Annotated in this window: 24 protein-coding genes; 10 read left to right on the top strand and 14 right to left on the bottom strand. The window is 56.4% G+C overall.

What is annotated here, in order from left to right:
- Positions 1-85 precede the first annotated feature (85 nt).
- The 6 genes from CMN55_RS00555 to CMN55_RS00530 all read right to left on the bottom strand — a co-directional run bounded on the left by CMN55_RS00555 (position 86) and on the right by CMN55_RS00530 (position 6,518).
- Positions 86-922, bottom strand: coding sequence for a CheR family methyltransferase (locus CMN55_RS00555; protein WP_293947557.1), 837 nt, complete (start codon positions 920-922; stop codon positions 86-88).
- Positions 919-2,085, bottom strand: coding sequence for a protein-glutamate methylesterase/protein-glutamine glutaminase (locus CMN55_RS00550; RefSeq protein ID WP_293947556.1), 1,167 nt, complete (start codon positions 2,083-2,085; stop codon positions 919-921). Before CMN55_RS00550 ends, CMN55_RS00555 begins: the two co-directional genes overlap by 4 nt.
- Positions 2,086-2,451 (bottom strand): response regulator, encoded by a 366-nt coding sequence (locus CMN55_RS00545; protein ID WP_293947554.1) that lies wholly within the window; start codon positions 2,449-2,451, stop codon positions 2,086-2,088.
- Between the two features lie 19 nt (positions 2,452-2,470).
- Positions 2,471-2,926, bottom strand: a complete 456-nt coding sequence (locus tag CMN55_RS00540; RefSeq protein ID WP_293947553.1) for a chemotaxis protein CheW — start codon at positions 2,924-2,926, stop codon at positions 2,471-2,473.
- Positions 2,923-5,658 carry a hybrid sensor histidine kinase/response regulator gene (locus tag CMN55_RS00535; protein ID WP_366931924.1) on the bottom strand — a complete coding sequence of 912 codons (2,736 nt, stop codon included), beginning with the start codon at positions 5,656-5,658 and terminating at the stop codon, positions 2,923-2,925. Before CMN55_RS00535 ends, CMN55_RS00540 begins: the two co-directional genes overlap by 4 nt.
- A gap of 221 nt (positions 5,659-5,879) precedes the next feature.
- A complete protein-coding gene (locus CMN55_RS00530; RefSeq protein WP_293947551.1) occupies positions 5,880-6,518 on the bottom strand; it encodes a histidine phosphotransferase family protein in 639 nt (212 codons plus the stop codon).
- Between the two features lie 128 nt (positions 6,519-6,646).
- On the opposite strand from CMN55_RS00530, the gene CMN55_RS00525 reads away from it, so the two are divergent.
- Positions 6,647-6,844 carry a DUF3553 domain-containing protein gene (locus CMN55_RS00525; RefSeq protein ID WP_293947550.1) on the top strand — a complete coding sequence of 66 codons (198 nt, stop codon included), beginning with the start codon at positions 6,647-6,649 and terminating at the stop codon, positions 6,842-6,844.
- A gap of 133 nt (positions 6,845-6,977) precedes the next feature.
- Positions 6,978-7,691 carry a type 1 glutamine amidotransferase gene (locus CMN55_RS00520; RefSeq protein ID WP_293947549.1) on the top strand — a complete coding sequence of 238 codons (714 nt, stop codon included), beginning with the start codon at positions 6,978-6,980 and terminating at the stop codon, positions 7,689-7,691.
- 50 nt (positions 7,692-7,741) lie between these two features.
- Here the strand turns inward: CMN55_RS00520 and CMN55_RS00515 are convergent, their stop codons facing one another.
- From CMN55_RS00515 to CMN55_RS00495, 5 genes are all read right to left on the bottom strand, one after another.
- The gene (locus CMN55_RS00515) at positions 7,742-8,482 is read right to left on the bottom strand and encodes an enoyl-CoA hydratase/isomerase family protein (RefSeq protein WP_293947548.1); all 741 of its coding nucleotides are present in this window, start codon (positions 8,480-8,482) and stop codon (positions 7,742-7,744) included.
- Positions 8,479-9,402, bottom strand: a complete 924-nt coding sequence (locus CMN55_RS00510; RefSeq protein ID WP_293947547.1) for a DMT family transporter — start codon at positions 9,400-9,402, stop codon at positions 8,479-8,481. Before CMN55_RS00510 ends, CMN55_RS00515 begins: the two co-directional genes overlap by 4 nt.
- 63 nt (positions 9,403-9,465) lie before the next feature.
- On the bottom strand, positions 9,466-10,269 hold the full coding sequence (locus tag CMN55_RS00505; protein ID WP_293947546.1) for an alpha/beta fold hydrolase: 804 nt from the start codon (positions 10,267-10,269) through the stop codon (positions 9,466-9,468).
- Positions 10,266-11,153 (bottom strand): 3-hydroxyisobutyrate dehydrogenase, encoded by an 888-nt coding sequence (gene mmsB, locus CMN55_RS00500; protein WP_293947545.1) that lies wholly within the window; start codon positions 11,151-11,153, stop codon positions 10,266-10,268. The genes CMN55_RS00505 and mmsB overlap by 4 nt, the downstream gene beginning before the upstream one ends.
- 59 nt (positions 11,154-11,212) lie before the next feature.
- On the bottom strand, positions 11,213-12,706 hold the full coding sequence (locus CMN55_RS00495) for a CoA-acylating methylmalonate-semialdehyde dehydrogenase (RefSeq protein WP_293947544.1): 1,494 nt from the start codon (positions 12,704-12,706) through the stop codon (positions 11,213-11,215).
- A gap of 103 nt (positions 12,707-12,809) precedes the next feature.
- Here CMN55_RS00495 and CMN55_RS00490 point away from each other — a divergent pair, with 103 nt between their 5' ends.
- Both CMN55_RS00490 and CMN55_RS00485 read left to right on the top strand, forming a co-directional pair.
- A complete protein-coding gene (locus tag CMN55_RS00490) occupies positions 12,810-13,715 on the top strand; it encodes a LysR family transcriptional regulator (protein WP_293947543.1) in 906 nt (301 codons plus the stop codon).
- A 120-nt stretch (positions 13,716-13,835) separates the two neighbouring features.
- Positions 13,836-14,729, top strand: a complete 894-nt coding sequence (locus CMN55_RS00485; RefSeq protein WP_366931923.1) for a DMT family transporter — start codon at positions 13,836-13,838, stop codon at positions 14,727-14,729.
- On the opposite strand, the gene mobA is transcribed toward CMN55_RS00485, so the two are convergent.
- Positions 14,726-15,346, bottom strand: coding sequence for a molybdenum cofactor guanylyltransferase MobA (gene mobA / locus CMN55_RS00480; RefSeq protein WP_293947542.1), 621 nt, complete (start codon positions 15,344-15,346; stop codon positions 14,726-14,728). The genes CMN55_RS00485 and mobA overlap by 4 nt on opposite strands.
- Before the next feature lie 130 nt (positions 15,347-15,476).
- On the opposite strand from mobA, the gene CMN55_RS00475 reads away from it, so the two are divergent.
- Positions 15,477-16,529: an acyltransferase family protein gene (locus CMN55_RS00475; protein WP_293947541.1), complete on the top strand. Its 1,053-nt coding sequence runs from the start codon at positions 15,477-15,479 to the stop codon at positions 16,527-16,529.
- A gap of 99 nt (positions 16,530-16,628) precedes the next feature.
- Positions 16,629-17,399, top strand: a complete 771-nt coding sequence (cysQ, locus tag CMN55_RS00470; protein WP_293947540.1) for a 3'(2'),5'-bisphosphate nucleotidase CysQ — start codon at positions 16,629-16,631, stop codon at positions 17,397-17,399.
- A gap of 12 nt (positions 17,400-17,411) precedes the next feature.
- On the opposite strand, the gene acuI is transcribed toward cysQ, so the two are convergent.
- Positions 17,412-18,401, bottom strand: coding sequence for an acrylyl-CoA reductase (NADPH) (gene acuI, locus CMN55_RS00465; protein WP_293947539.1), 990 nt, complete (start codon positions 18,399-18,401; stop codon positions 17,412-17,414).
- A gap of 164 nt (positions 18,402-18,565) precedes the next feature.
- Here acuI and CMN55_RS00460 point away from each other — a divergent pair, with 164 nt between their 5' ends.
- Positions 18,566-18,829: an usg protein gene (locus CMN55_RS00460; RefSeq protein ID WP_293947538.1), complete on the top strand. Its 264-nt coding sequence runs from the start codon at positions 18,566-18,568 to the stop codon at positions 18,827-18,829.
- 9 nt (positions 18,830-18,838) lie between these two features.
- On the opposite strand, the gene pyrC is transcribed toward CMN55_RS00460, so the two are convergent.
- On the bottom strand, positions 18,839-19,927 hold the full coding sequence (gene pyrC / locus CMN55_RS00455) for a dihydroorotase (RefSeq protein ID WP_293947537.1): 1,089 nt from the start codon (positions 19,925-19,927) through the stop codon (positions 18,839-18,841).
- 126 nt (positions 19,928-20,053) lie between these two features.
- Here pyrC and ygfZ point away from each other — a divergent pair, with 126 nt between their 5' ends.
- The 3 genes from ygfZ to CMN55_RS00440 all read left to right on the top strand — a co-directional run bounded on the left by ygfZ (position 20,054) and on the right by CMN55_RS00440 (position 22,011).
- Positions 20,054-20,938 carry a CAF17-like 4Fe-4S cluster assembly/insertion protein YgfZ gene (gene ygfZ / locus CMN55_RS00450; protein WP_293947536.1) on the top strand — a complete coding sequence of 295 codons (885 nt, stop codon included), beginning with the start codon at positions 20,054-20,056 and terminating at the stop codon, positions 20,936-20,938.
- Between the two features lie 84 nt (positions 20,939-21,022).
- A complete protein-coding gene (locus tag CMN55_RS00445) occupies positions 21,023-21,601 on the top strand; it encodes a DNA-3-methyladenine glycosylase I (RefSeq protein WP_293947535.1) in 579 nt (192 codons plus the stop codon).
- Between the two features lie 71 nt (positions 21,602-21,672).
- A complete protein-coding gene (locus tag CMN55_RS00440) occupies positions 21,673-22,011 on the top strand; it encodes a DUF1491 family protein (RefSeq protein ID WP_293947534.1) in 339 nt (112 codons plus the stop codon).
- The last annotated feature ends 18 nt before the right edge of the window (positions 22,012-22,029 follow it).

Below are 22,029 nucleotides of genomic sequence, written 5' to 3'. Positions count from 1 at the left end.
TAAACAACCCCGCAGAACTGCAAATTCTGCGGGGTTTGTTTTGCGAACCAATCAGCACAGCGCCGCGGGAAAGCGGCGGATATTCTTATCCGGCAGCCGCCAGCAAACCACTCTCGGCGGATGTGTAGACACCGCGCTGACCCTCGACCGGCTTGAAACGGTCGCAGATGCCCAGGACAGTTTCGGCCCCCCCAAGAAACAGGGCGCCATCCACGGCCAGAATGTCATAGACGCGGTTCAGAACCTGGCTCTTGGTTGCCTGATCAAAATAGATCAGGACATTCCGGCAGAAAACCACATCGAACTGGCCGATAGAGCTGAAATCCTCCAGCAGATTACGCGGCTGAAATTTCACCATCGCCCGGATGGAGCTGTCAATCTGCCACATCTCGCCCACTTGCTGAAAATGCTTCATCAAAAGCTGGATGGGCAGGCCACGCTGCACTTCGAACTGGGAATAAAGGCCGGCTTTGGCTTTTTCAAGAACTTCATTGGAAAGATCCGTCGCCAGAATTTCAACGCGCCAGCCCGCCATTTTGGCGGCTTCTTCCTTGAGCAGCATGGCAAGGGAATAGGGTTCCTGCCCGGTTGAACAGGCCGCCGTCCAGATCCGGAGCGATTTTTTGGCTGCCCGGGCTTTCAGAAGCTGCGGCAGAACCACATCGCGGAAGGTGTCGAAGGGGCGGGTATCACGAAAGAAAAAGGTTTCATTCGTCGTCATCGCCTCGGTTATTTCCATCAGCAACCGCTCGTCTTTGGTCCGCCTGACTTCCGCTGCCAGCGCCTCAAGGCTGTCAAGGCCACGGCGCCGCGCCAGAGGGATAAGCCTGCTTTCCAGCAGATAGATTTTTTCCTCGGTCAGAACCAGACCGGAGCGTGTCCTGACGATGTCGCCAAAAAGCTGGAAATCCTGACTATTCATACCAGTCTCCCCCTGATGACACTTTCAATGGCTTGCGGAATTTCCTGCAATGGCAGCACCCTGTTGCAGAGACCCGCATTGGCAACCGCCCCCGGCATGCCCCAAACGATGCTTGTTTCTTCATCCTGACCAATCACCACAGCTCCTGACTCCGCAAGTTTTTTACAGGCATCCAGTCCGTCATGCCCCATTCCTGTCAGAATAACCGTCAGGAGATTTGCGCCGAAGACAGTGTGCAGACTACGCAGCATCGGCTCAACAGACGGACGACAGTAATTTTCCGGCGGCTCCTGATTGAGTCTGATAAACATATCCACGCCTTTATTGACAATCGTCATATGCCAGTTGCCGGGCGCAATATAAACACCGTTGTGAGAGACCTTTTGACCATCCTTCGCCTCAACGCATTCCTTGTCATATAACCTGTTGAGATGCTCGGCCATGATAGCCGTAAAGGTTTCCGGCATATGTTGCGTCACAAAGATTGGCAAGTCGATCTTGCCTTTCAGGGCTTCGAAAAGTTTGAATAACGCCTGCGGGCCGCCCGTCGACGCGCCAATGGCAATCGCCTTGGGAACCGGCAGCGTTTTGAGCGAACGCAACGCAATCGGGGGCTTTACAGATTGGGCCGCAGGTCGCTTGTATGCTGTTATAGCCTGCGCGGGTTCAGACCGTGCAACCGCTTTCCCTGCGGCGGCATCCCGGCCCCGGCGGGTCGCCCCAAGCGCTCTGATCTTTTCCACAAGACCGCGCTGGAACATTTCCTTCTCATTGACCACGCGGGTGGATTCAGGCTTGGCAATATAATCCGCCGCGCCCATGGAAAGGGCTTTAAGGCTGACATCCGCATTGCGGCGGGTCAGGGTAGACGCCATGATAACCTGGACATCGGGATCACGCCTAACCAGCGCCGGCAAAGCCGTCAACCCGTCCATTTCCGGCATTTCGATATCCAGAACCACCAGTTCGGGGCGCGCGCGATCAAACTCACGCAGCGCATGCGCGCCATTACTGGCGATGGCCACAACCTCAATATCCGGCTCCGCTTCAAGCCACCTGATAAGAAATCCGCGGATAACCGCAGAGTCATCCACGATCATCACGCGATATGGCGCCGCCGCCCGCGATCCGGTTCTTCCAACAATGCTTTGCGGTTGACTCACCTAGAGGACTCCCACCTGCGAGAATTTTGCCTCGATAATGGCCCGATCAAACGGTTTCATGATATATTCATTCGCACCGGCCGATATCGCCTCGCGGATATGCGCCATATCATTTTCCGTCGTGCAGAAAATGACAATCGGCTGTTCGCCCTCTTTCGAACCGCGCAAGGTTCTCAGAAAATCAATACCGTTCATCACCGGCATATTCCAATCCAGCAGGATAACATCCGGCATTTTTTCCTGACAGCTGCTCAACGCGCTTTTTCCATCCTCAGCTTCCAGGATACCAAAACTCAGATCCTCCAAAATCCGCCGGGCCACCATCCGGACAACCTTGGAATCATCAACAATCAAGCATGACGGCATTCTATTTCTCCGTTTCTTGTCAGGCTGCTATTGTCGTGTTACCTGCAAAATCCAGCAGTCGCTCGATTTGCAGGACAACCAGCAGCTTATCTTCAAGGCGATAGACGCCGCCCGAAATTTCCTTCCAGCAACTGTCCAGCGTAACCGGGGTCGGCTGAAGCCCATTCTGATCGAGACTGAGCACCTCACCCACATTGTCGATCATCAGGCTGTAAGGCTCTCCGTGATGCTCCACAACGATACTCATTCCTTCCTTGACCACTTCAAGCTCAGGCAGACCAAGGCGTTTTCGCACATTGATTGCGGTCACGATACGCCCCCGCAGGTTGAGCGCGCCTGCGACTTCCGGCGGGGCAAGCGGGATTTTCGTGAGTTTCAGACCACGAAGTACATCATGCACTTTCAACACCGGGATGCCGAACAGCTGATCCGCGATAAGAATGGTCACATAATCCTGCATATTGCTGTTGGTCATCGTGAACTTCCACTTGCTTTGAGAGTTTGCGACAGGGCCGTCATGAGGGAATCCTTGTCAAATTTGGCGACATAATCCGAGAAGCCGACCGCCCGCCCCCGATCAAAATCATCGGCGGTTGTATGGGACGACAGCGCGACAATGGGTGTTTCGCTCCAACGTCCGTCCCCATTCACTTCCTCGGCAAAGGTAAACCCGTCCATTTCGGGCATTTCGATATCGCTGATGATGATGTCATATTGCTTCCCAAGCTCACGATGCTTCAATGCCTCGACGCCATTTTCCGCCGTTGTGACATCATATCCGGCCGTTTTCAGCAGCGGCACCAGCATGTTCCGGAAAAACGGGCTGTCATCGACCAGAAGAATCTTCTGCTTGCCCTTTTTCTGTCCAAAGGGACGCGCGTCCCTCATGCCGAACCAGTTGCCAAAACATTTTTGCAGGAAATAGCCGACATCCACAATGTCCGTCGCCTTGTCCTGTATGACAGCGCTGCCGACAAACCCATCCAGCTTGGCGGCCATTTCGATTTCGAGATGGTCCTCGACGATATCGACAATCTCGTCCACGAGCAGGCCCATGCTGCGATCCTGATCACTGAACACCAGAACCGGCTGGCGCCCCTCCTGAAGGACGGACTGTTTCCCGTCAATCGTTGTCAGCGGCATAAGCTGTCCGCGATATTGCACCACCTGGCGTCCGTTTGCATCTTCGATAGAGGCAACATCAATCTCCTCCAGCCGCGCGACAAGCGATAACGGCACGGCCTTCGGATGCTGGCTGCCGGCCCGGAAGACCAGCAACGCGGTCTTATCGTCCTGCCTTTGGCTATCTGCAACCGTTTCCCGTTCGGTATTGTCCGAATTGACAATTCCATCACCGGACACGGCGGCAATCCCGTTCGGATCAAGAATCATGATGACGCTGCCATCCCCCAGGATTGTATTGCCCGAGAAGATGGCAAGGTTTTTCAGGATCGGCGCAATCGGTTTAACGACAATTTCTTCGGTATCGAAGACACGATCAACAACAATCCCGAAGACATAGCTGGCCACCTGAATGACAACAATAAACTCTTCGGCGCCCCGCGCCTTACTCTGGTCCGCCACTTCATCGGCCGCCGTTTCCAGCTTAAGGATATCGTTAAGATGCACCAGCGGCAGCAGATGATCACGCAGGCGCAGGACGGGCGATTGGTTGATCATCTCGATGGTATGATCGCTGCTGCTGTTGGTAGAGGCACGGACCAGTTCCAGTACGCTGGTTTGCGGAATAGCGAAACGCTCCCCGCAGCATTCAACGATCAATGCCGAGACAATGGCAAGTGTCAGCGGTATCTTGATGGTGAAAACCGATCCCTGCCCCTCTTCGGAGCTGAGCGCGATGGTTCCGCCGATCTTTTCGATGTTGGAACGAACCACATCCATTCCGACCCCCCGGCCGGAAACATTGGTAATTTTCTCGGCCGTCGAAAACCCGGCGCGCATGATGAAGCTCTGGATCTGCTGCGGGCTCATGCCCTCCAGTTCCGCCTCCGTCGTCAGCCCGCTTTCAATGGCCTTCTTGCCGATTTTAGCAACATTCAGGCCCCGCCCGTCATCGGAAATCTTGATAATGATATGCCCGCCTTCATGAAAGGCTTCCAGCACAATTTTACCGATCTCCGGCTTGCCCGCGGCGAGACGGTCTGACGGCATTTCAAGACCGTGATCCGCGGAATTGCGCACCATATGGGTCAGCGGGTCCTTGATCAGCTCCAGAACCTGCCGGTCAAGTTCGGTCTCGGCTCCATGCATGACCAGATCAATTTTCTTGTTCAGATCATGGCTGAGGTCACGAATAATTCTCGGTAGCTTGGACCAGGCATTGCCGATGGGCTGCATACGGGTTTTCATCAACCCTTCCTGCAACTCTGTCGTGACATGGCTGAGACGCTGCAACGGCACCGTAAATTCGTTATCATCCATGCCGCGCACCATCTGCAAAAGCTGGTTGCGTGTCAGCACAAGCTCGCTCACCATGGTCATCAGATTTTCGAGCATCTGCACATTTACCCGGATGCTCTGATTGGCCAGACTCGATTCCTTGGCGGCGCGCTCTCCTCCGGATTTATTGTCATCCTGCGAAACGGCTTCGGCTTTCTGCGTAACAGGCTCGGCCATCTCTTCCGGGCCGGGCGCCGCCAGAAATGCTGCTTCCAATTCTTCAAGAGAGACTTCACCGGGTTTCAGATCGCGTTCTTCGGGGCCTGCCGCCGCCTGAAAGGCCGCTTCCAGCTCATCCAGAGAGACTTGCCCGGACGGGGTTTCCGCAACCGGCTCCGGAACCGGGGCCGAAGGCGCAGCCACCGCAGCCGTGCCAAACGCCACATCATTCAAACGGGCGATCAAATCCGCATCATTGCCTTCAGGCTCATGTTCGGTTTCCTCAATTGTCGCCAGAATATCCTTGATGACATCAATCGCCTCAAGAATGATGGTCACAACATCGGCTGTGACCGTCAGCTCCTTATCCCTGATCTTACCGAGGACATTCTCGCCGGCATGAGCGACAGCCTCAAGCCGGGGCAGGCCGAGAAAGCCGCAAGTCCCCTTGATGGTATGCACAAGACGAAAGATACTGTCGATCTGACTTTCGTCACCCGGGTCCTGTTCCAGAGCAACTAGAGAGGCATCCACAATACCGATGCTTTCGTTGGTTTCCGTAAGGAATTCGCTGAGAAGGTCGTCCATTTCCGTGCACACTTTCCGTATCGTCATGTCATCCCGGGGGCAGATTTCCCGGGATTTCCCGGATACAGAATGCCGGATATAGGTTAACAAGCAGTTACATGCGATACGGAAATTCGCGACTTTTTATACGCGGATTCTCACGGGTAATATTTGGGGATTGCCGCCCCCTGAAGCATGGAAAAACGCCTAGTCCATATCAGACGTGTATGATCGAAACATCTTCAGGCGGACTGCACTGACAGGACGACGCTTTCATCTTCAACTTCCCGGATATGGAGTGTCGCGCCATTATTTGCACACAGGGCCATCAGATACTGAACTCCGACATTCTGCGCCGTCAAACCTTCCTCGTCATATCCATTTTGCAGGATTGCCGTCACATCCTCCCGCAGGACGGCGCGCGGCCCCCTAGCATGAAAGGTGAAGGACCAGGCCCCGTCTTTCACATCGCCGGAAACGGCCAACGTGCCACCGCGCGGCAGGGTAGCGGCGGAAATCACGACAAGGTTGCAAATAATCTTGATGACATCCTTCGGCAGAAGTTCCGCGCCGCCCGCCGTATCGGGCCAGTCCAGCGCCACCTTTCCATAGCTCATCAGATCCCGGCTTAAACTGCGCGCATCGCGGATTGAAACATCCTGTCCCATGCCCCCGGCAAGACCGAAAGCGAGCCGATAGAATTGCAGCCGTGCCGATGCGTCACCCGCGCTGGAGCTGACCAGTTTCAACGCTTCGGTACGCATGTCCGCATTGCTGTCATCACTTGCCAGCTCAATTCCGTTACAGACCGCTCCGATGGGTCCGATCACATCATGACAGAGCTTGGAACTCATGAGGGAGGCCAGTTTCAGATCAATCATTTTCTCTCCAGACCCGCAGGGTAGCGGCATACTCTTTAATCAACTTACTCACAATCTTTGTCGTCAGGGCGACAATCTGATAGGCTCGACTATGCAACAATCCATCCCTTTCTGTTAAGAGAAAAATCATGCTTACACGGCTTTCGCCCGGCCAATTCGTCCGCCATCCACAAGAACCCGACTGGGGAATTGGGCAGGTGCAATCCGCCATCGCCGATCGCGTTACCGTCAATTTTGAGCATGCCGGCAAGCAGATGATCATTGTCAGCGTCATTGATCTGATCGTGATTGACGAGGAGGAAGCCACCAGAAACCGGCAATCCTGACCCGGGGCTTTACGGCTTTCACATAAATATTTCACCTCTCGCCAAACCGTTACCATCCGGCGCTTGACCGCCCTTGAAAAATCGCGGAAGTTAGCTTCATTATGGTTAACGACGGGCAGGGAAACGGCTCAACATGTCCTCCGATCTGGAAAGAAAAACCACAGTCGGCATCATCCAGACGGGTCGCGTCGGCGGCTCTCTAGGGGTGAAATACGGGGAATACCCGGATATGTTCATGACCCTGTTCAAGGGAGAGCCGTTCGACTATACGGTCTACCCCGCCATAGACAGGAAATTCCCCAAGCATCCGCTTGAATGCGACGCCTGGGTGATTACCGGCTCCAAGCACGCGGTCTATGAAGATCTGGACTGGATCAGACCGCTTGAAACCTTTATCCGCAAACTCGTTGTCAGCGGGCAGCCGACAGTCGGCATCTGTTTCGGCCATCAGTTGATGGCGCAGGCCATGGGCGGCAAGGTGGCGAAATTCCCCGGCGGCTGGAATATTGGCCGGATGACACTGACCGATCTTGTCAACACACAGGACGCACGGCTGCACTTTTCGCATGAAGATCAGGTGATGGAGCCGCCGGAGAATGCGGAGCTGATCATGACGGCGGATTTCTGCCTGTTTGCCGGCTTCAAATATTCACCCAGCTGCTTTTCCATGCAGGCACATCCGGAGCTGACACTGCCCTTTATGGTGGACCTGATCAATCAGCGGCGCGGATTGCAACTGACGACAGAGCATGCGGATGATGCGCTTGCCTCCCTCGCCGGGCCAAATGACCAGGAAATCTATGGCGGCTGGATCGCCGATATTCTCAAAGGCGAACGGCGCATATAAAGCCGCTTGCGAATGCCCCTTCCCCGCAATGGGGACAAGCGTTGCTATTCTTATTCTTTCCGGAAACCGGAGAGTCGTTCCGCCGCCCCGGCCTCGCGCCCCGGGCTGTTCTTGCGCTCAAATGCCAGCCCTTCTTTCAAACCGTAATCCTGACTGCGGTTCACCAGCATTTTGTCGGCCCGCAGCGTATGCCAGGAATTGCCGACAATTTCCCGCGCCAACTGCATTGTCTCCTCATGCAGGCGGGCATCCGGCACGCACCGGTTGGCAAGGCCGATTTCGAAAGCCTCCTCCCCGCTGACCACGCGGCCGGTATACATCATTTCCTTGGCGTTCAGAACGCCGATACGCTGGGGCAGTCGCTGGCTCATGCCCCAGATCGGGGTCAATCCCCATTTGCCATGGGTATCGGCAAATTTCGCACTCTCGCCGCAGATCAGCAGATCGCAAGCAAGCACCAGTTCAAGCGCGCCGGTATAGCAATGTCCCTGTACTTCGGCGATCACGGGTTGCGGCAGATCCTCGATCATCTCGACCACTTCCGCCTGATACATCGGATACGGCGCCTGTTCTCCGGCCTGCATGGCTTTCAGGTCATTTCCCGCAGAAAACGAACGCCCTTCCCCGCGCAGAATGACGCAGCCGATTTCGTCCGTCTCAAGGGCCAGTGACGTGACATGCCCCCGCAATTCAACAAAAAGCGCGGGGCTGAGCGCATTCAACGCCTGCGGCCGGTTCAGCGTCAGGATCGCAATGCCATCCACATTCTCTCTCAAAACCAGTGATGTCATGTTTTAAGCGCCTCCCCCGCTTTCAGCATCTGTTCCTTTCTCATTTTACGGATCAGATACCGTTCCCGATAGAAGGTATAAACACCGCTGCCAACGATGATAATACTGCCAAGGATCATCCAGATATTCGGAAACTCCCCGAACACGATGATACCCAGAATGATCGCCCAGATCAGGATTGTATAGCGGAAGGGCGATGTAAAGCTGAGATCACCCGCCCGCATGGCGGTAATGCTGCATTGGTATCCCACCATCACAAACAGGGCCGCCAGCACCAGCAGGCTGATCCCGTCCACCGTGATCGGCTTCCATTCCGCAAAGGCCGACAGGACGGCGCCCACCGTCATCACCGAACATGACGTCAGGAAAGTGACAAAAAGCGTCGGTATCGCCACCGACAGACGCCGGGTTGCCAGATCCCGCATGACAATAAATGATACGGAAATAACGGCGTATATGGAATATTCGTTAAATCCTTCCGTTCCCGGACGGACAATCATCAGGACACCGATGAATCCGGCGGAAATGGCGAGATATCTGCGCCAGCCAACGGGTTCGCGCAGAAAGATCGCGCCCGCCAGCGTCACCGCCAGGGGAAGCGACTGCAGGATCGCCGTTGCATTGGCCAGCGGCATATGGAACAGCGCCGTCAGATAGAACGCCGCGCCGCCAACCTCCCCGATGAGACGGAGGATGACAAGCAACCTGTCGCCCTTCGGCACGCGAAAGATCAAAACCCCCTTGTAATGGCAAAAAGCCGCCAGCATCAGACTGGTCATGATACCGCGCAGGAACATCGCCTGAAACACGCTGAGATGCTCCGCCACCAGTTTCATGGCGGTATCATTCACGACAAAGGCGGCCATGCTGATCGACATGAAGACCGCCCCGCGCATATTGTCCGAAAGGGGTATGCTCATTGCTTAATTAGTCAGTCAAAAGATGAAAAACCGCAAGCAATATTCGTCGTCAGGGTGAAGATTTTAGCGAACATCTTTCGGGACAAGCCCCGCAATGAAATGTGCCGATGCGGCCAGCACTTCATCGGGCTTTTCCTGCCAGGGGCCATGCCCGCACTTTTCCAGAATCAGCGCATCAAATGACCCGGAAACCGCCGCCTTTATCGTCTCAATCTGCGCCAGCGTCCCATAGTTGTCGTCCCGCCCCTGAATGGCGAGAACGGGTATGGTGCAAAAAGGCAGAAAGCGTTCAATATTCCATTTCAGAAAGGCGGGGTTCAGCCAGGCATCGTTCCAGCCGCGAAAAGCGCAGTCGGTATTATTTCCATGGAATTTTTCAAGCCGCCGTTTCAGATCCCCCTGCTCATAGGCAGCTTTTGCGGCCCGGATTCCGGCAATTGAGACATCCTCGACATACACATGCGGTGCCATGACGATGATCCCCTCGGCCGGCTTGACATCCGGCAGGCCCGTATAGATCAGGGCGATCGACGCACCGTCAGAATGGCCGACGAGAATGAATTTCCGGATATCGAAATGGGCCAGCACTTCCGGCAGAACATCGCACGCCTCCCGCTCCATATAATCGAGAGGGCGCGGCAGGTCGCACGGATCCGATCCGCCATACCCTTGGCGGCTGTACACCAGCCCCGCGAGGCCGGTTGCCGCGCAGAGCCGATCCGGAAAATCCCGCCAGAGAGCCGTACAGCCGAGCCCCTCATGCAGAAAAACAAGAGCTGGAGACGCCGGATCAGGCTCCCCAATGAGGCGGTATTCGATCCGGCGGTTCGCAATAATGTCAGTTCTAAAATCCGGCCCTGCCGTCACGATTTCCGGATCATATTGACGATGCCGGAGAAGTCGGCTTCCCGCCCCTCTCCGCCGACATAACTCTCATAAAGGTCCATCGCCGCCTTGCCGAGCGCGGTGGACGCGCCGAAGCCTTCCGCGGCCTCCTGGCTGAGATGCAGGTCTTTTAGCATATTGACCGCTGAAAATCCGGGTTTGTAGCCATTATTGGCCGGGCTTGCCGGGACCGGGCCCGGAACCGGGCAATAGCTGGTGAGGGACCAGCACTGGCCGGACGCGGTTGAGACGATATCAAACATGGTCTGATGCTCAAGGCCCAGCTTTTCCGCCAGCACAAACGCCTCACACACCCCGATCATGGAAATACCGAGGATCATGTTGTTGCAGATTTTCGCGGCCTGGCCGTTCCCGGCGCCGCCGGTATGAACGATATTCTTACCCATGGCTTCCAGGATCGGCTTCGCCGTCTCAAACGCACCCTTGGTGCCGCCCACCATAAAGGTAAGCGTCGCCGCGGCCGCCCCGCCAACGCCACCACTTACCGGCGCGTCAACCATGCTCTTGCCCGCGGCAGCGACAGCCGCCTCAACCTCACGCGCGGTGGCGACATCAATGGTGGAACAATCAATAAACAGCGTGCCCTGATCCGCGGCCGCGACAATCCCGTCATCGCCCAGATAAACGGCGCGCACATGATCGCCCTTCGGCAACATGGTGACGACAATGCCGACATTCTTTGCCGCCTCCGCCGCGGTCGCCGCCGCGGTCGCGCCTTCGGCAACGCATTTGGCAACCGCGTCGGCGGACAGATCAAAAACCTTGACCGAATGCCCCGCCTTCAGAAGATTGAGGGCCATCGGCCCGCCCATATTCCCGACCCCGACAAATCCAATTCTGGCCATATCCTTCTCCTTGTCAAAAAGACGGCCCCGGCCATCAGACCGGAGCCGCCATTCTTTTCTTATTTATGGGTTGGCATGATGAACTCGGCTCCGGCCTTGATGCTGTCCGGCCAGCGGGAAGTCACCGTTTTCACCTTGGTATAGAAACGCACCCCTTCCGGACCGTGCTGGTTATGATCACCAAAAGCGGAGTTTTTCCAGCCACCGAAGCTATGGAAGGCCAGCGGAACCGGGATCGGCACATTGACGCCGACCATGCCGACTTCAACATTGTTGGAGAAGGCCCGCGCCGCATCGCCATTCCGGGTAAAGATGGACGTGCCGTTGCCGAATTCATGCTTGTCCACCATCTCGATGGCGTCATTGAAAGTCGGCGCGCGGACGACGGACAGAACCGGTCCGAAAATCTCTTCCTTATAAATCCGCATGTCGGTCTTCACATTGTCAAACAGACAGCCGCCCATATAGAAGCCATTTTCATAGCCCTGCAGCGACAGTTCGCGTCCATCGACAACCAGATCCGCGCCTTCCTGCATACCAAGGTCCACATAGCCCTTGACCTTGTCCAGATGCTCGCGGGTCACCAGCGGCCCCATATCGCCATCGGCCGCACTCGGTCCAATTTTGAGATTGCGCACCCGCGGCGCCAGCTTTTCGATCAACTCGTCCCCCGCATCGCCCACAGCCACGGCGACGGAGATGGCCATACAGCGTTCCCCGGCAGAGCCATAGCCCGCGCCGATCAGCGCATCGACGGCTTTGTCCATATCGGCATCCGGCATCACCAGCATGTGGTTCTTGGCCCCGCCCATGGCCTGACAGCGCTTTCCTGCGGCGGCGGCGCGGGAATAGACATATTTCGCAATCGGCGTGGAGCCAACGAAGCTGACCGCCTTGATGCGCGGATCATCGAGAATGGTGTCGACGGCAAGTTTGTCGCCATTGATGACGTTAAGAACACCCTTCGGCGCACCTGCTTCCAGCATCAGCTCCGCCAGGCGCATCGGCAGGGACGGATCTTTTTCAGACGGCTTGAGCACGAATGTATTGCCACAGGCAATCGCCACGGAGAACATCCACATCGGCACCATGGCCGGGAAGTTAAACGGCGTAATTCCCGCCACCACCCCCAGGGGCTTGCGCATGGAATACATGTCGATACCGGACGACACATTGTCCGAGAACTCACCTTTCAGCAGATGCGGAATGCCGCAGGCAAACTCGACCACTTCCAGGCCACGGATGACGGAGCCCTTGGCGTCCGAATGCACCTTGCCATGCTCGCTGGACAGCAGGGCGGCCAGATCATCGAGGTTGTCTTCGACGAGCTGCTTGAATTTGAACATCACCCGGGCGCGGGTGATGGGCGATGTGGCCGCCCATTCCGGAAAGGCCGCAAGGCTGCTGGCAACCGCGTCACCGACTTCCGCCTCCGTCGCGAGCGGCACATCCGCCTTATGTTCCCCGGTGCTGGGATTATAGACGGGACCGAAGCGGCCCGATTTCCCGGCCACATATTTGCCGTCGATAAAATGCTTTAATTGTTCGGTCATGTAATCTGCTCCCATAGGATTCTTATATCGTGAACTTTACATAGGTAAAAATGCAAAGTAATTAGATAAGAATGCACATTCCCTGTGTAAAAACGCACATCAGGTGATCGTTATTTTTGACTGGAACGATATCCGTTTCTTCCTTGAGCTTAGCCGTAAAGGCCGCCTGACGGAAGTGGCTAAAGCACTGAAAGTTGATCACACGACGGTCAGCCGCCGCGTGCTGGCGCTTGAACAGAAACTGGACGCCAAGCTGTTCGAAAGCACGGCACGGGGGTTTGTCCTGACCGAGGCGGGGGAACGGCTGCTGCCCCTTGCCGAGCAGATGGAAAGCTCCTCCGCCACCATTCAGGATATGGTGGGCGGAGAGAACCAGACCCTCACCGGCACGGTGCGCCTTGGCGTGCCGGAAGGCTTCGGCAGTCAGTTTCTGGTCCATGAAATCCCGGAGTTTCAACGCCAGCACCCGAATCTGGAGCTGGAGTTTGTCGCCAATGACCGCTTTGTCAGCCTGTCCAAGCGGGAGGCCGACCTCTCGATTACCCTCGGCCGTCCGAAATCCGGCCGGCTCATTTCCCGCAAGCTCACCGACTATCGTCTGCGCCTCTATGCCACAAAAGATTATCTGGACCTGCATCCGCCCATACGCCGGCGGGAGGATTTACGCCATCACAGCTTCATCACCTATATCGAGGAGCTGGTTCCGGACCCGCAGCTTCTCTATCTCAGGGATGTGATAGGCAACCCGGAGATCCGCCTGAAAAGCTCCAGCATCATCTTTCAGTTTCAGGCCGTACTGGCAGGGGCCGGGATTGGCATTCTGCACTGTTTCTCCGCCGAAGAATATCCGGCGCTGGTTCCCATCCTGCCCCGTGAAATCAACATTGAACGAAGCTACTGGCTGAACACGCCGGAGGATATTCATGACCTTGCCCGCATCAAGGCGGTCAGTGATTTTTTAAGTGACGTTGTTGCAGAAAAGCGCAATAAACTGATGGGCGAATACTGAGCCGTCAAAACCCGCCCGCCGAAAGATTTTAATGATACTTCGGCCTGCATCGAATCATTGAGACATATCCCCCGCTATTCTTGGGCTCCCCGTAAAACATAACAAGAAGAGGTCAGAGCCATTACCGTCCCGCAAATCAATCGCCCGAAAGAGTATCTGCTGCTGATCCTGCTCGCCTGCCTGTGGGGCTCTTCCTATATGTTCACGAAGATGGGGCTGGAATCGCTGCCGCCGACAACATTGGTTGCGCTGCGTGTCTCCTTTGCCTCGCTGATCCTCCTGCTGGTCATCTGGCGTCAGGGATACCGGCTGCCGACCACCCGGACGGATTGGTGGAATTTTTTCGTTCAGTCCTTCCTGAACGGCTTCGGCGCATGGACGCTGGTCGCATGGGGCCAGCAATTTGTGGATAGCGGATTGGCCACGGTGCTCAACTCCACCTCGCCGATCTTTGTTTTCCTGATCACCTGGCTGATCACCAGACATGAGACCGTCACTTTCCGCAAGATCGCAGGCGCCTTCATTGGCCTTGCCGGGGTCATCCTGATCATCGGGGTCGATGCCCTGCAAAGTCTGGGGCAGCAGGTCTTCGCCCAGCTCGTCATCCTGCTCGCGGCCATGCTGTTCGGCTATGCCGCCATCCGCGGCAAGAAATTCGCGCACCTGCCCTCCACCGTCACGGCGGCGGGCGTCATGATCATGGCCTCCGCCGTGCTGGTGCCCGCCAGTTTAATTGTTGACCAGCCCTGGACGCTGGAGCCGAGTCTGCGCTCCCTCGCCGCGGTGATGGTTCTCGGCACATTCGGAACCGCCATTGCCCTGCTGATCTATTTCCGGCTGATCAATACGCTCGGCTCCATGAATGCGGCGAGCCAGAGCTATCTGCGTATGGGGGTCGGGGTCATTCTTGGTATCCTGATATTCGGAGAACAACTCTCCCTCACCGTTGCAATCGGGGTTGCCATCGCCATCCTCGGCGTTGCGCTGATCAATATCCCTGCGCGGAAACCCTAGGAACAGCCGTTCTTCACCCTCTCGCGCGCAAGCTCCATATCTTCCGGCCGGTTGATATTGAAAAAAGGATCCCCGTTCCCGATTGGCCATTCCACCTCCTGACAGGGATAGCGGGCCGTAAAGTCCGTTACCTTGCGCAGATTGTCTTTCATCAGCGCATGGCGCAATGCCCCGATGATGGACAGGGGCCAGAGGGCGATCACAGGGTGTGTGCGGTCACCCGACCGGGCCATGACGATAGTTTCCTTGTCAACTATCTCATTGGACGATAGCCGACTGACAAGATCACCGGGAAGAAAGGGGACATCGGTTGGCACGCTCAGCATGTGTCCCTCCGTGATGCCTCTGCCCGCAAAATAATCAAGGCCGGTCAATATCCCGGCAAGCGGGCCAAGAAAGCCTTCTATGCAATCCGGGCGGATGGCAATCTCCGAGCTGAATACCATGCCATCAGGATCATTCAGGTTCAGCAATATCTCTGCCGTTTGCGGACGCAGGCGGGCAAAAGTCCGCTCAAGCAGCGTCTGGCCGTCAAGTTCCAGCAAATACTTTCTGCCGCCGCCCATACGGCGTGACCGCCCGCCCGCCAGAATAACCGCCGGAATTGCGCCTTTCATGACTTCATCCACCCTGCCGAAAACCGAAATGTAAGAATTTAATTACCATATTCATGTAAAATGCACTCTATCAGGCGCCGGAATGACGAACCTTTTCACATATGTGACGTCCGGCGTCAGGGGAGTATATATGAAATTTGCCACGCTGGCCGATATTGAGCAGGGGCGCGATAACAATCTGAACCTGATCCGGATGATCGCGGCGACGGGCGTGCTGATTTCCCATGCCTGGCCCGTCTCAACCGGCGTGATTGAGGATCAACCCCTTGCCACTCTACTGAACGGCATCGACCTTGGCATGATCAGCGTCTATATCTTTTTTGCCATTTCCGGTTACCTGATCGCGCAAAGCTATGACCGCGATCCGAAGCTGACGCATTTCTGGACTGCTCGCGCCCTGCGTATCTTTCCGGCTCTCTTGGTTGTCCTGCTGATCACGGCGCTGGTGCTGGCGCCGATCATCACGGTTGCAACAGTTGATGCCGTGTTGAAGGAGGCACCGGAATATATCCTCCGCAATTTCACGCTCTTTTCGCTGGATCAGTTCCTGCCCGGCGTGTTCAAAGGAAATCCCGTCGGCGGCGCCATCAACATTCCGCTCTGGACCTTGAGCCACGAACTCCTTTGCTATTTTCTTGTGACCCTGCTGGGGCTCGCCGGGATGCTGAAGCATCCCCGCCTCATGCTTCTTGTCTGGATCCTGTTCGTTCTTCTCTATGCGATGACCCTTTACCTTGAACCGGAGAAGCGGCTTGTCGCCCTCACCAAGCTGGCGTTTCCCTTCATGATCGGCGTCCTCTTTTTTGTCTGGCGCAAGCGCCTGCCCATGAGCTGGTGGATCGGGATCGCGCTGGCCCTGCTCGCCCTCGCCGCCCATGGCAGCCTTGTTTTCAGAGAGATCTTTGTTTTCGCGCTGGTCTACTGGGTTTTTCTGCTTGGATACCTGCCGACGGGATCGGTCCGCTCCTACAATCGTCTCGGCGATTATTCATATGGCATTTATATCTATGCCTTTCCCATCCAGCAACTCATTGCCTATTCCGGCGTCACGACGCCCATGATGAATATTCTGCTGGCCTTTCCGCTGGCCCTTGCCTGCGCCGTCCTGTCCTGGACCTTCGTCGAGAAGCCTGCGCTTGCCCTTGCCCGGCGCTTAAGAGCATCCCGCCGCGCAAATATCTGAGAAGGAAACGGGCTTTCGCTTGGAGTTTCGCTAGTGACATCCACGTATTTGTCGATATGTTACGTCCTCAATTGACACGTTACGCTTCAGGATATCGTTATGCCCTTTGACCGTCCCGCCCTGATAAAAGGAATTGTAAAAATCGCCCGCGAAGCGGGGGACAGGATCCTCACCATCTATAATCAGGATTTCGATTTTAAAGTGAAGTCGGACAGTTCCCCGGTGACGGAAGCGGATGAGGCCGCAGAAGCAATCATCCTGAAAGGCCTTGCCGATCTGACGCCCGATATCCCGGTCCTTGCAGAGGAAAGCCAGGCCGCGGGGCGCGTGCCCGATCTTTCCGGCGGCGTGTTCTGGCTGGTGGACCCCCTCGACGGCACCAAGGAGTTTATCAATAAGCGCGGAGACTTCACCGTCAACATCGCCCTTGTCGAGAATGAACGGACGACCATGGGCGTTATCCATGTCCCGGCGCGGGGCACCACCTATTTCGCCGAAGGCCCCGGCCGTGTCTGGCGGCAGGAAGGGGACGGCGCCCCCGCTCCCATTTCGGTCCGCGTCGCACCGCAAGACGGATTGACCGTCGTTGCCAGCCGTTCTCACCGGACGCCGGAGACGGATGAATATATTGAAAAATTCACCGTGAAAGAGCTTATCTCCGCAGGCTCATCCCTGAAGCTCTGCCTGGTGGCGGAAGGCAAGGCCGACCTCTACCCGCGCTTCGGACGGACGATGGAATGGGACATCGGCGCCGGACAGGCCATTCTGGAGGCTGCGGGCGGCACCGTCGAAACATTGGACGGCGCCCCCCTCCGCTATGGCAAGGACGGCCACGACAACCCCTATTTCGTTGCCAGAGGCCGTCTTTAAACCGGCATAGGGTCAGGCGTTCACATCAATTACAACACGGCCCTTGATCTGGCCGTTGATGATATCCGCCGCCAGTGACGGCAGGTTGGTCATCGGCTCCACCCGTGTCATATCAGCGAACAGCGACTTGTCGAGATCGGTTGCAAGACGGCTCCATGCCTCGATCCGTTTCTCCCGTGGCGCCATGACGCTATCCACACCCAGAAGGGAGACGCCCCGCAGGATGAACGGCAGAACCGATGTCGGAAGGTCGTTGCCCCCGGCAAGACCGCAGGCGGCAACCGCCCCGCCATATTTGATCTGCGCCAGCACGGCGGCCAGGATTTTACTGCCCACGCAATCCACCGCCCCGGCATAGCGTTCCTTGTCAAACGGACGGCCGCTGCCCATGGTTTCCTCACGACTGATGACTTCTGCCGCGCCAAGTTTCTTGAGATAATCCGCCGTCTCTGCCCGACCGCTTGAGGCAATGACGCGATAGCCAAGCTTCGCCAGCAGGGCAATGGCAACGGAACCGACACCCCCGGCCGCGCCGGTTACCAGAATATCGCCCTTATCCGGCGTCACGCCCGCCTTTTCCAGCGCCAGAACGCACAGCATGGAGGTATAGCCCGCCGTACCGATGGCCATGGCGTCCTGCATCGTGAAGGCGTCCGGCAGCTTGATCAGCCATTCCGGTTTCAGCTTCTGTTTCTGGCTATAGCCGCCCCAGTAAAGCTCTGACAGGCCATAGCCATTAACAATCACCTTGTCGCCCGGCTTGAAGTCCGGCGATTTGCTTTCCGCAACCGTCCCGGCAAGGTCGATCCCGCCAACCATGGGAAGACGGCGGGCAATACCCTTGCCAAGGACAGCAAGGCCATCCTTGTAATTCAGAGTGGAGTAAGACACATCAACCAGCACATCCTCGTCCGGCAGATCGGCCACAGAGAGGGTCTTGAAGCCTGCCTTCTGCTTACCATCCTGATCTTCGATTACCAATGCTCTGAAAGTATCGCTCATGCTTTTTCCCTTATTTTTTACTGGCTGTTTTTACCCTTTACAGCCTGTTCGCGCATCCCGTTGAAATACTAACTCACAAGCAATTGTTTTTTAAGGAAAATATTTTACACTATTTTATATAGAAAGACGCTTCCCGATGTCACCCGACAGTTAAGGAGTTGCTTATGCTGGAAATGGAGAAAAAGCTTAAGGGATATGTCCTGACAACGGCAGAAATTCTGTATCATCTGCCAGATTATCCGGAGTTTCTGCAAACCTATATCTGGCAGGAATATGACCTTGCCCCGAAATACCCGACCTTGCAGAAATTCCTTGATTTCTGGCAGCGGGAACTGGACGGAAAACTGCATTCCGTCCGCTTTGCCTCCAACAAGCTGATTTATCCGGGCGAAATCCGTTTTGCGGATAGCGCCTATCGTCTGCACTAGACGATCAGCTTACCCGCCGGTGCTTCCCGCGAAGCGCCAGTTGACCTCCTCCCCGCCAAGAAAGGGGACGAGGCCGCCGTTTGGCGCCTCAATCCGCTCCGGTGCCGTAAAGCTGACAGGCTCCAGTGTCACCCGCCCTTCATTGAGCGGCAGGCCATAGAAATTCGGCCCGTTTTCCGAAGCAAACGCTTCCAGCCGGTCCAGCGCCCCTTCCTCCTCGAACACCATGGCATAGCTTTCGAGTGCATAAGGCGCATTGAACAATCCGGCGCAGCCACAGGCTGCCTCCTTATCCTTTGCCGCATGCGGGGCGCTGTCGGTGCCGAGAAAGAATTTCGCGGAACCCGATGTCGCGGCCTTGCGCAGCGCCAGCCGGTGCACCTCCCGCTTGGCGATCGGCAGGCAGTAAAAATGCGGGCGAATGCCGCCCTTGAAGATGGCATTGCGGTTAAAGACGAGATGATGCGGCGTGATTGTCGCCGCGATATTGGGCCCGCCCGCTTCGACAAAGGCGGCGGCATCGGCGGTCGTGATATGCTCAAACACCACCTTCAGGCCGGGAAAATCCTTCAGCAGCGGGATCATCACCTGTTCGATAAACACTGCCTCGCGATCGAAGATATCGACATGCGCATCCGTCACCTCCCCATGCACGAGGAGCGGCAGGCCCACCCGTTGCATCACCTCCAGCGCGGGATAGATATTGCGGATATTTGTGACCCCATGGCTGGAATTGGTCGTGGCATTTGCCGGGTAAAGCTTGGCCGCGGTAAAGACGCCCGCCTCCTTGCCCTGTTCCAGCTCTCTCGGGTCAATGCTGTCGGTGAGGTAACAGGTCATCAGCGGCGTGAAATCGGCGCCCGCAGGCAAGGCGGCCATGATCCGCTGCCGATACGCCGCCGCCGCCGCCATCGTGGTGACGGGCGGGACGAGGTTCGGCATGACAATGGCACGGGCGAACTGCCGCGCCGTATATTCTGCGACCACCTTCAGCATTTCACCATCGCGCAGATGCACATGCCAGTCATCGGGGCGGCGCAGCGTGATCGCCGTGCGCGTTTCGGGGCTGACCTTCTTTTCGGTTCCTGCGTCACTCATCTAAGATCCATCCTCAAATTCCGGAGATGCCGCTCTTTCATAATACGCGATGTCGCTCTTGCCAAGGGCGCGTTCCTGACATACCTGTTAGGGACGTTGCGGAAAGGCCCGGAGTTGCGATAAGCCATGGCGAAACTGACTGTTACAAAACTCGACAATCGCCGCATCCTTGCCCTTGCGGGAAAGGATGTGTGGACGTTTCTGCAAAATCTCATCACCAATGACATGAAGGGGGTCAGCGAGACACACGGCCTTTATTCCGCCTTGCTCACCGCGCAGGGAAAATTCCTGCATGACTTTTTCATTGTGAAAAGCGGCGATGCGTATCTTCTGGATGTTGCCCGCGACCGGGCGGAGGATCTGATCCGCCGTCTGACCCTGTACAAGCTGCGGGCCGATGTCACCATCAGCCCAACAGATCAGGCCGTTTTCGCGCTGTTTGGCGCGGACGCCATCGCTACGGCCGGACTAGCGGAGAAACCGGGCGCCGCTGTCGATCAGGCGGGAAGCATTCTCTATGTCGATCCACGTCAGCAATCCCTCGGCGTCCGGATCATTGCCGCGGCCGATTTCAATCCCGCGTCCCTGTTCCCGGATGCAACCAAATCGGACGCTGCGGCCTATGACGCCCATCGCCTCAAGCTAGCCATTCCCGATGGCGGGCGCGATATCCTGCCGGAGAAAAACTTCCTGCTGGAAGCCAATTTCGAGGAGTTGAACGGCGTCAGCTTTGCAAAAGGCTGCTATGTGGGGCAGGAACTCACCGCGCGCACAAAATATCGCGGGACGATCAAGAAACGCCTGCTGCGCATCGAGTTTGACGGCGAACTGACCGACGGCGATAAAATCACCCTTGAGGGGCGGGAAATCGGCGAGGTGCGTTCCTTCGCGAATGGTCAGGGTCTTGCCCTGGTCCGGCTGGACGGAATGGCTGGGGAACCCGCGGCGCTGGAACCGGCAGGCATCCGGATTGTTGAACCGGACTATATCACCCCCGCAATCGCAGAATAATCTCCTGCCTGCAATATGCTTGCATGGTGGCGACAAAGAACATAAAGTGAACGTAATTCTCAGAAAAAGCAAACAGGACCGGAAATGAGCGAGAGCTGCACATGGTACGGGGACGACCCCTTTTACAAGGCCTATCATGACGAGGAATGGGGCGTACCGGAATATGACAGCCGGGCGCTATATGAAAAACTCATCCTCGACGGGTTTCAGGCTGGTCTTTCCTGGATCACGATTCTCAGGAAAAGGGAGAATTTCAAAGCCGCCTTCGACAATTTCAACCCGGAAATCATCGCCCGCTATGATGAAGCGAAGGTGGAAAGCCTGATGCAGGACAGCGGCATCATTCGCAACCGCGCCAAAATTGTCGGCACCATCAAAGGGGCGCAGCTTTTCCTGGAGATTGAAGAGAAACAGCCGGACGGTTTTTCTCATCTTTTGTGGAATTACCTCGACGGCGCGCCCCTGCAAAATAGCTGGAAGGCCCGCGCGGATGTACCTGCCGAGACAGACCTCAGCCGCGCCATATCGAAGGATCTCAAATCACGGGGCTTCAAATTTGTCGGGCCGACCATTGTCTATGCCTTCATGCAGGCCGTCGGCATGGTCAACGACCATATGACCGGCTGCCCCCGCCATGCGGAAGTAAAGCGTCTGGTGCGCTGATTTCCCCTTGCTCTCACCGGCAAACAGAGGCATTCCTGCCCCATGCTCCCTGAAATATTCGGACAGACCCCATGCAACCACGGCTGAAAGCGGAAATCTGGATCAAGGCCCATATCCGCAAATGTGCCACCTTTAATATTCCGGCGGTGGTTGTCCGGCGCGGCGATGAGACGGCGGGCTCCGTTCTTATCAAGATCAACCGGCTGGGGCCGGGCTGCATGGTTCTCTCCCCCACCACGAATTTTGATGACGGGGCGCGGATGTGGCTGAAAGGCACGGGGCCGGACTGGGTTGAGGAAGCGGATGCCGACGCCTATATCGAAAGACGAGTGAAGAATGATCCCGATCTCTGGGTACTGGAAATCGAGGACCGGGAGGGACGCGCTTTTCTGGAGGAGAAAATCGAATAGCTATCGGCGAATCAGGCG

It is taken from the genome of Sneathiella sp. (assembly GCF_002694385.1).
Taxonomy (GTDB): Bacteria; Pseudomonadota; Alphaproteobacteria; order Sneathiellales; family Sneathiellaceae; genus Sneathiella.
This window is presented reverse-complemented; position numbering and strand designations above follow the sequence as displayed.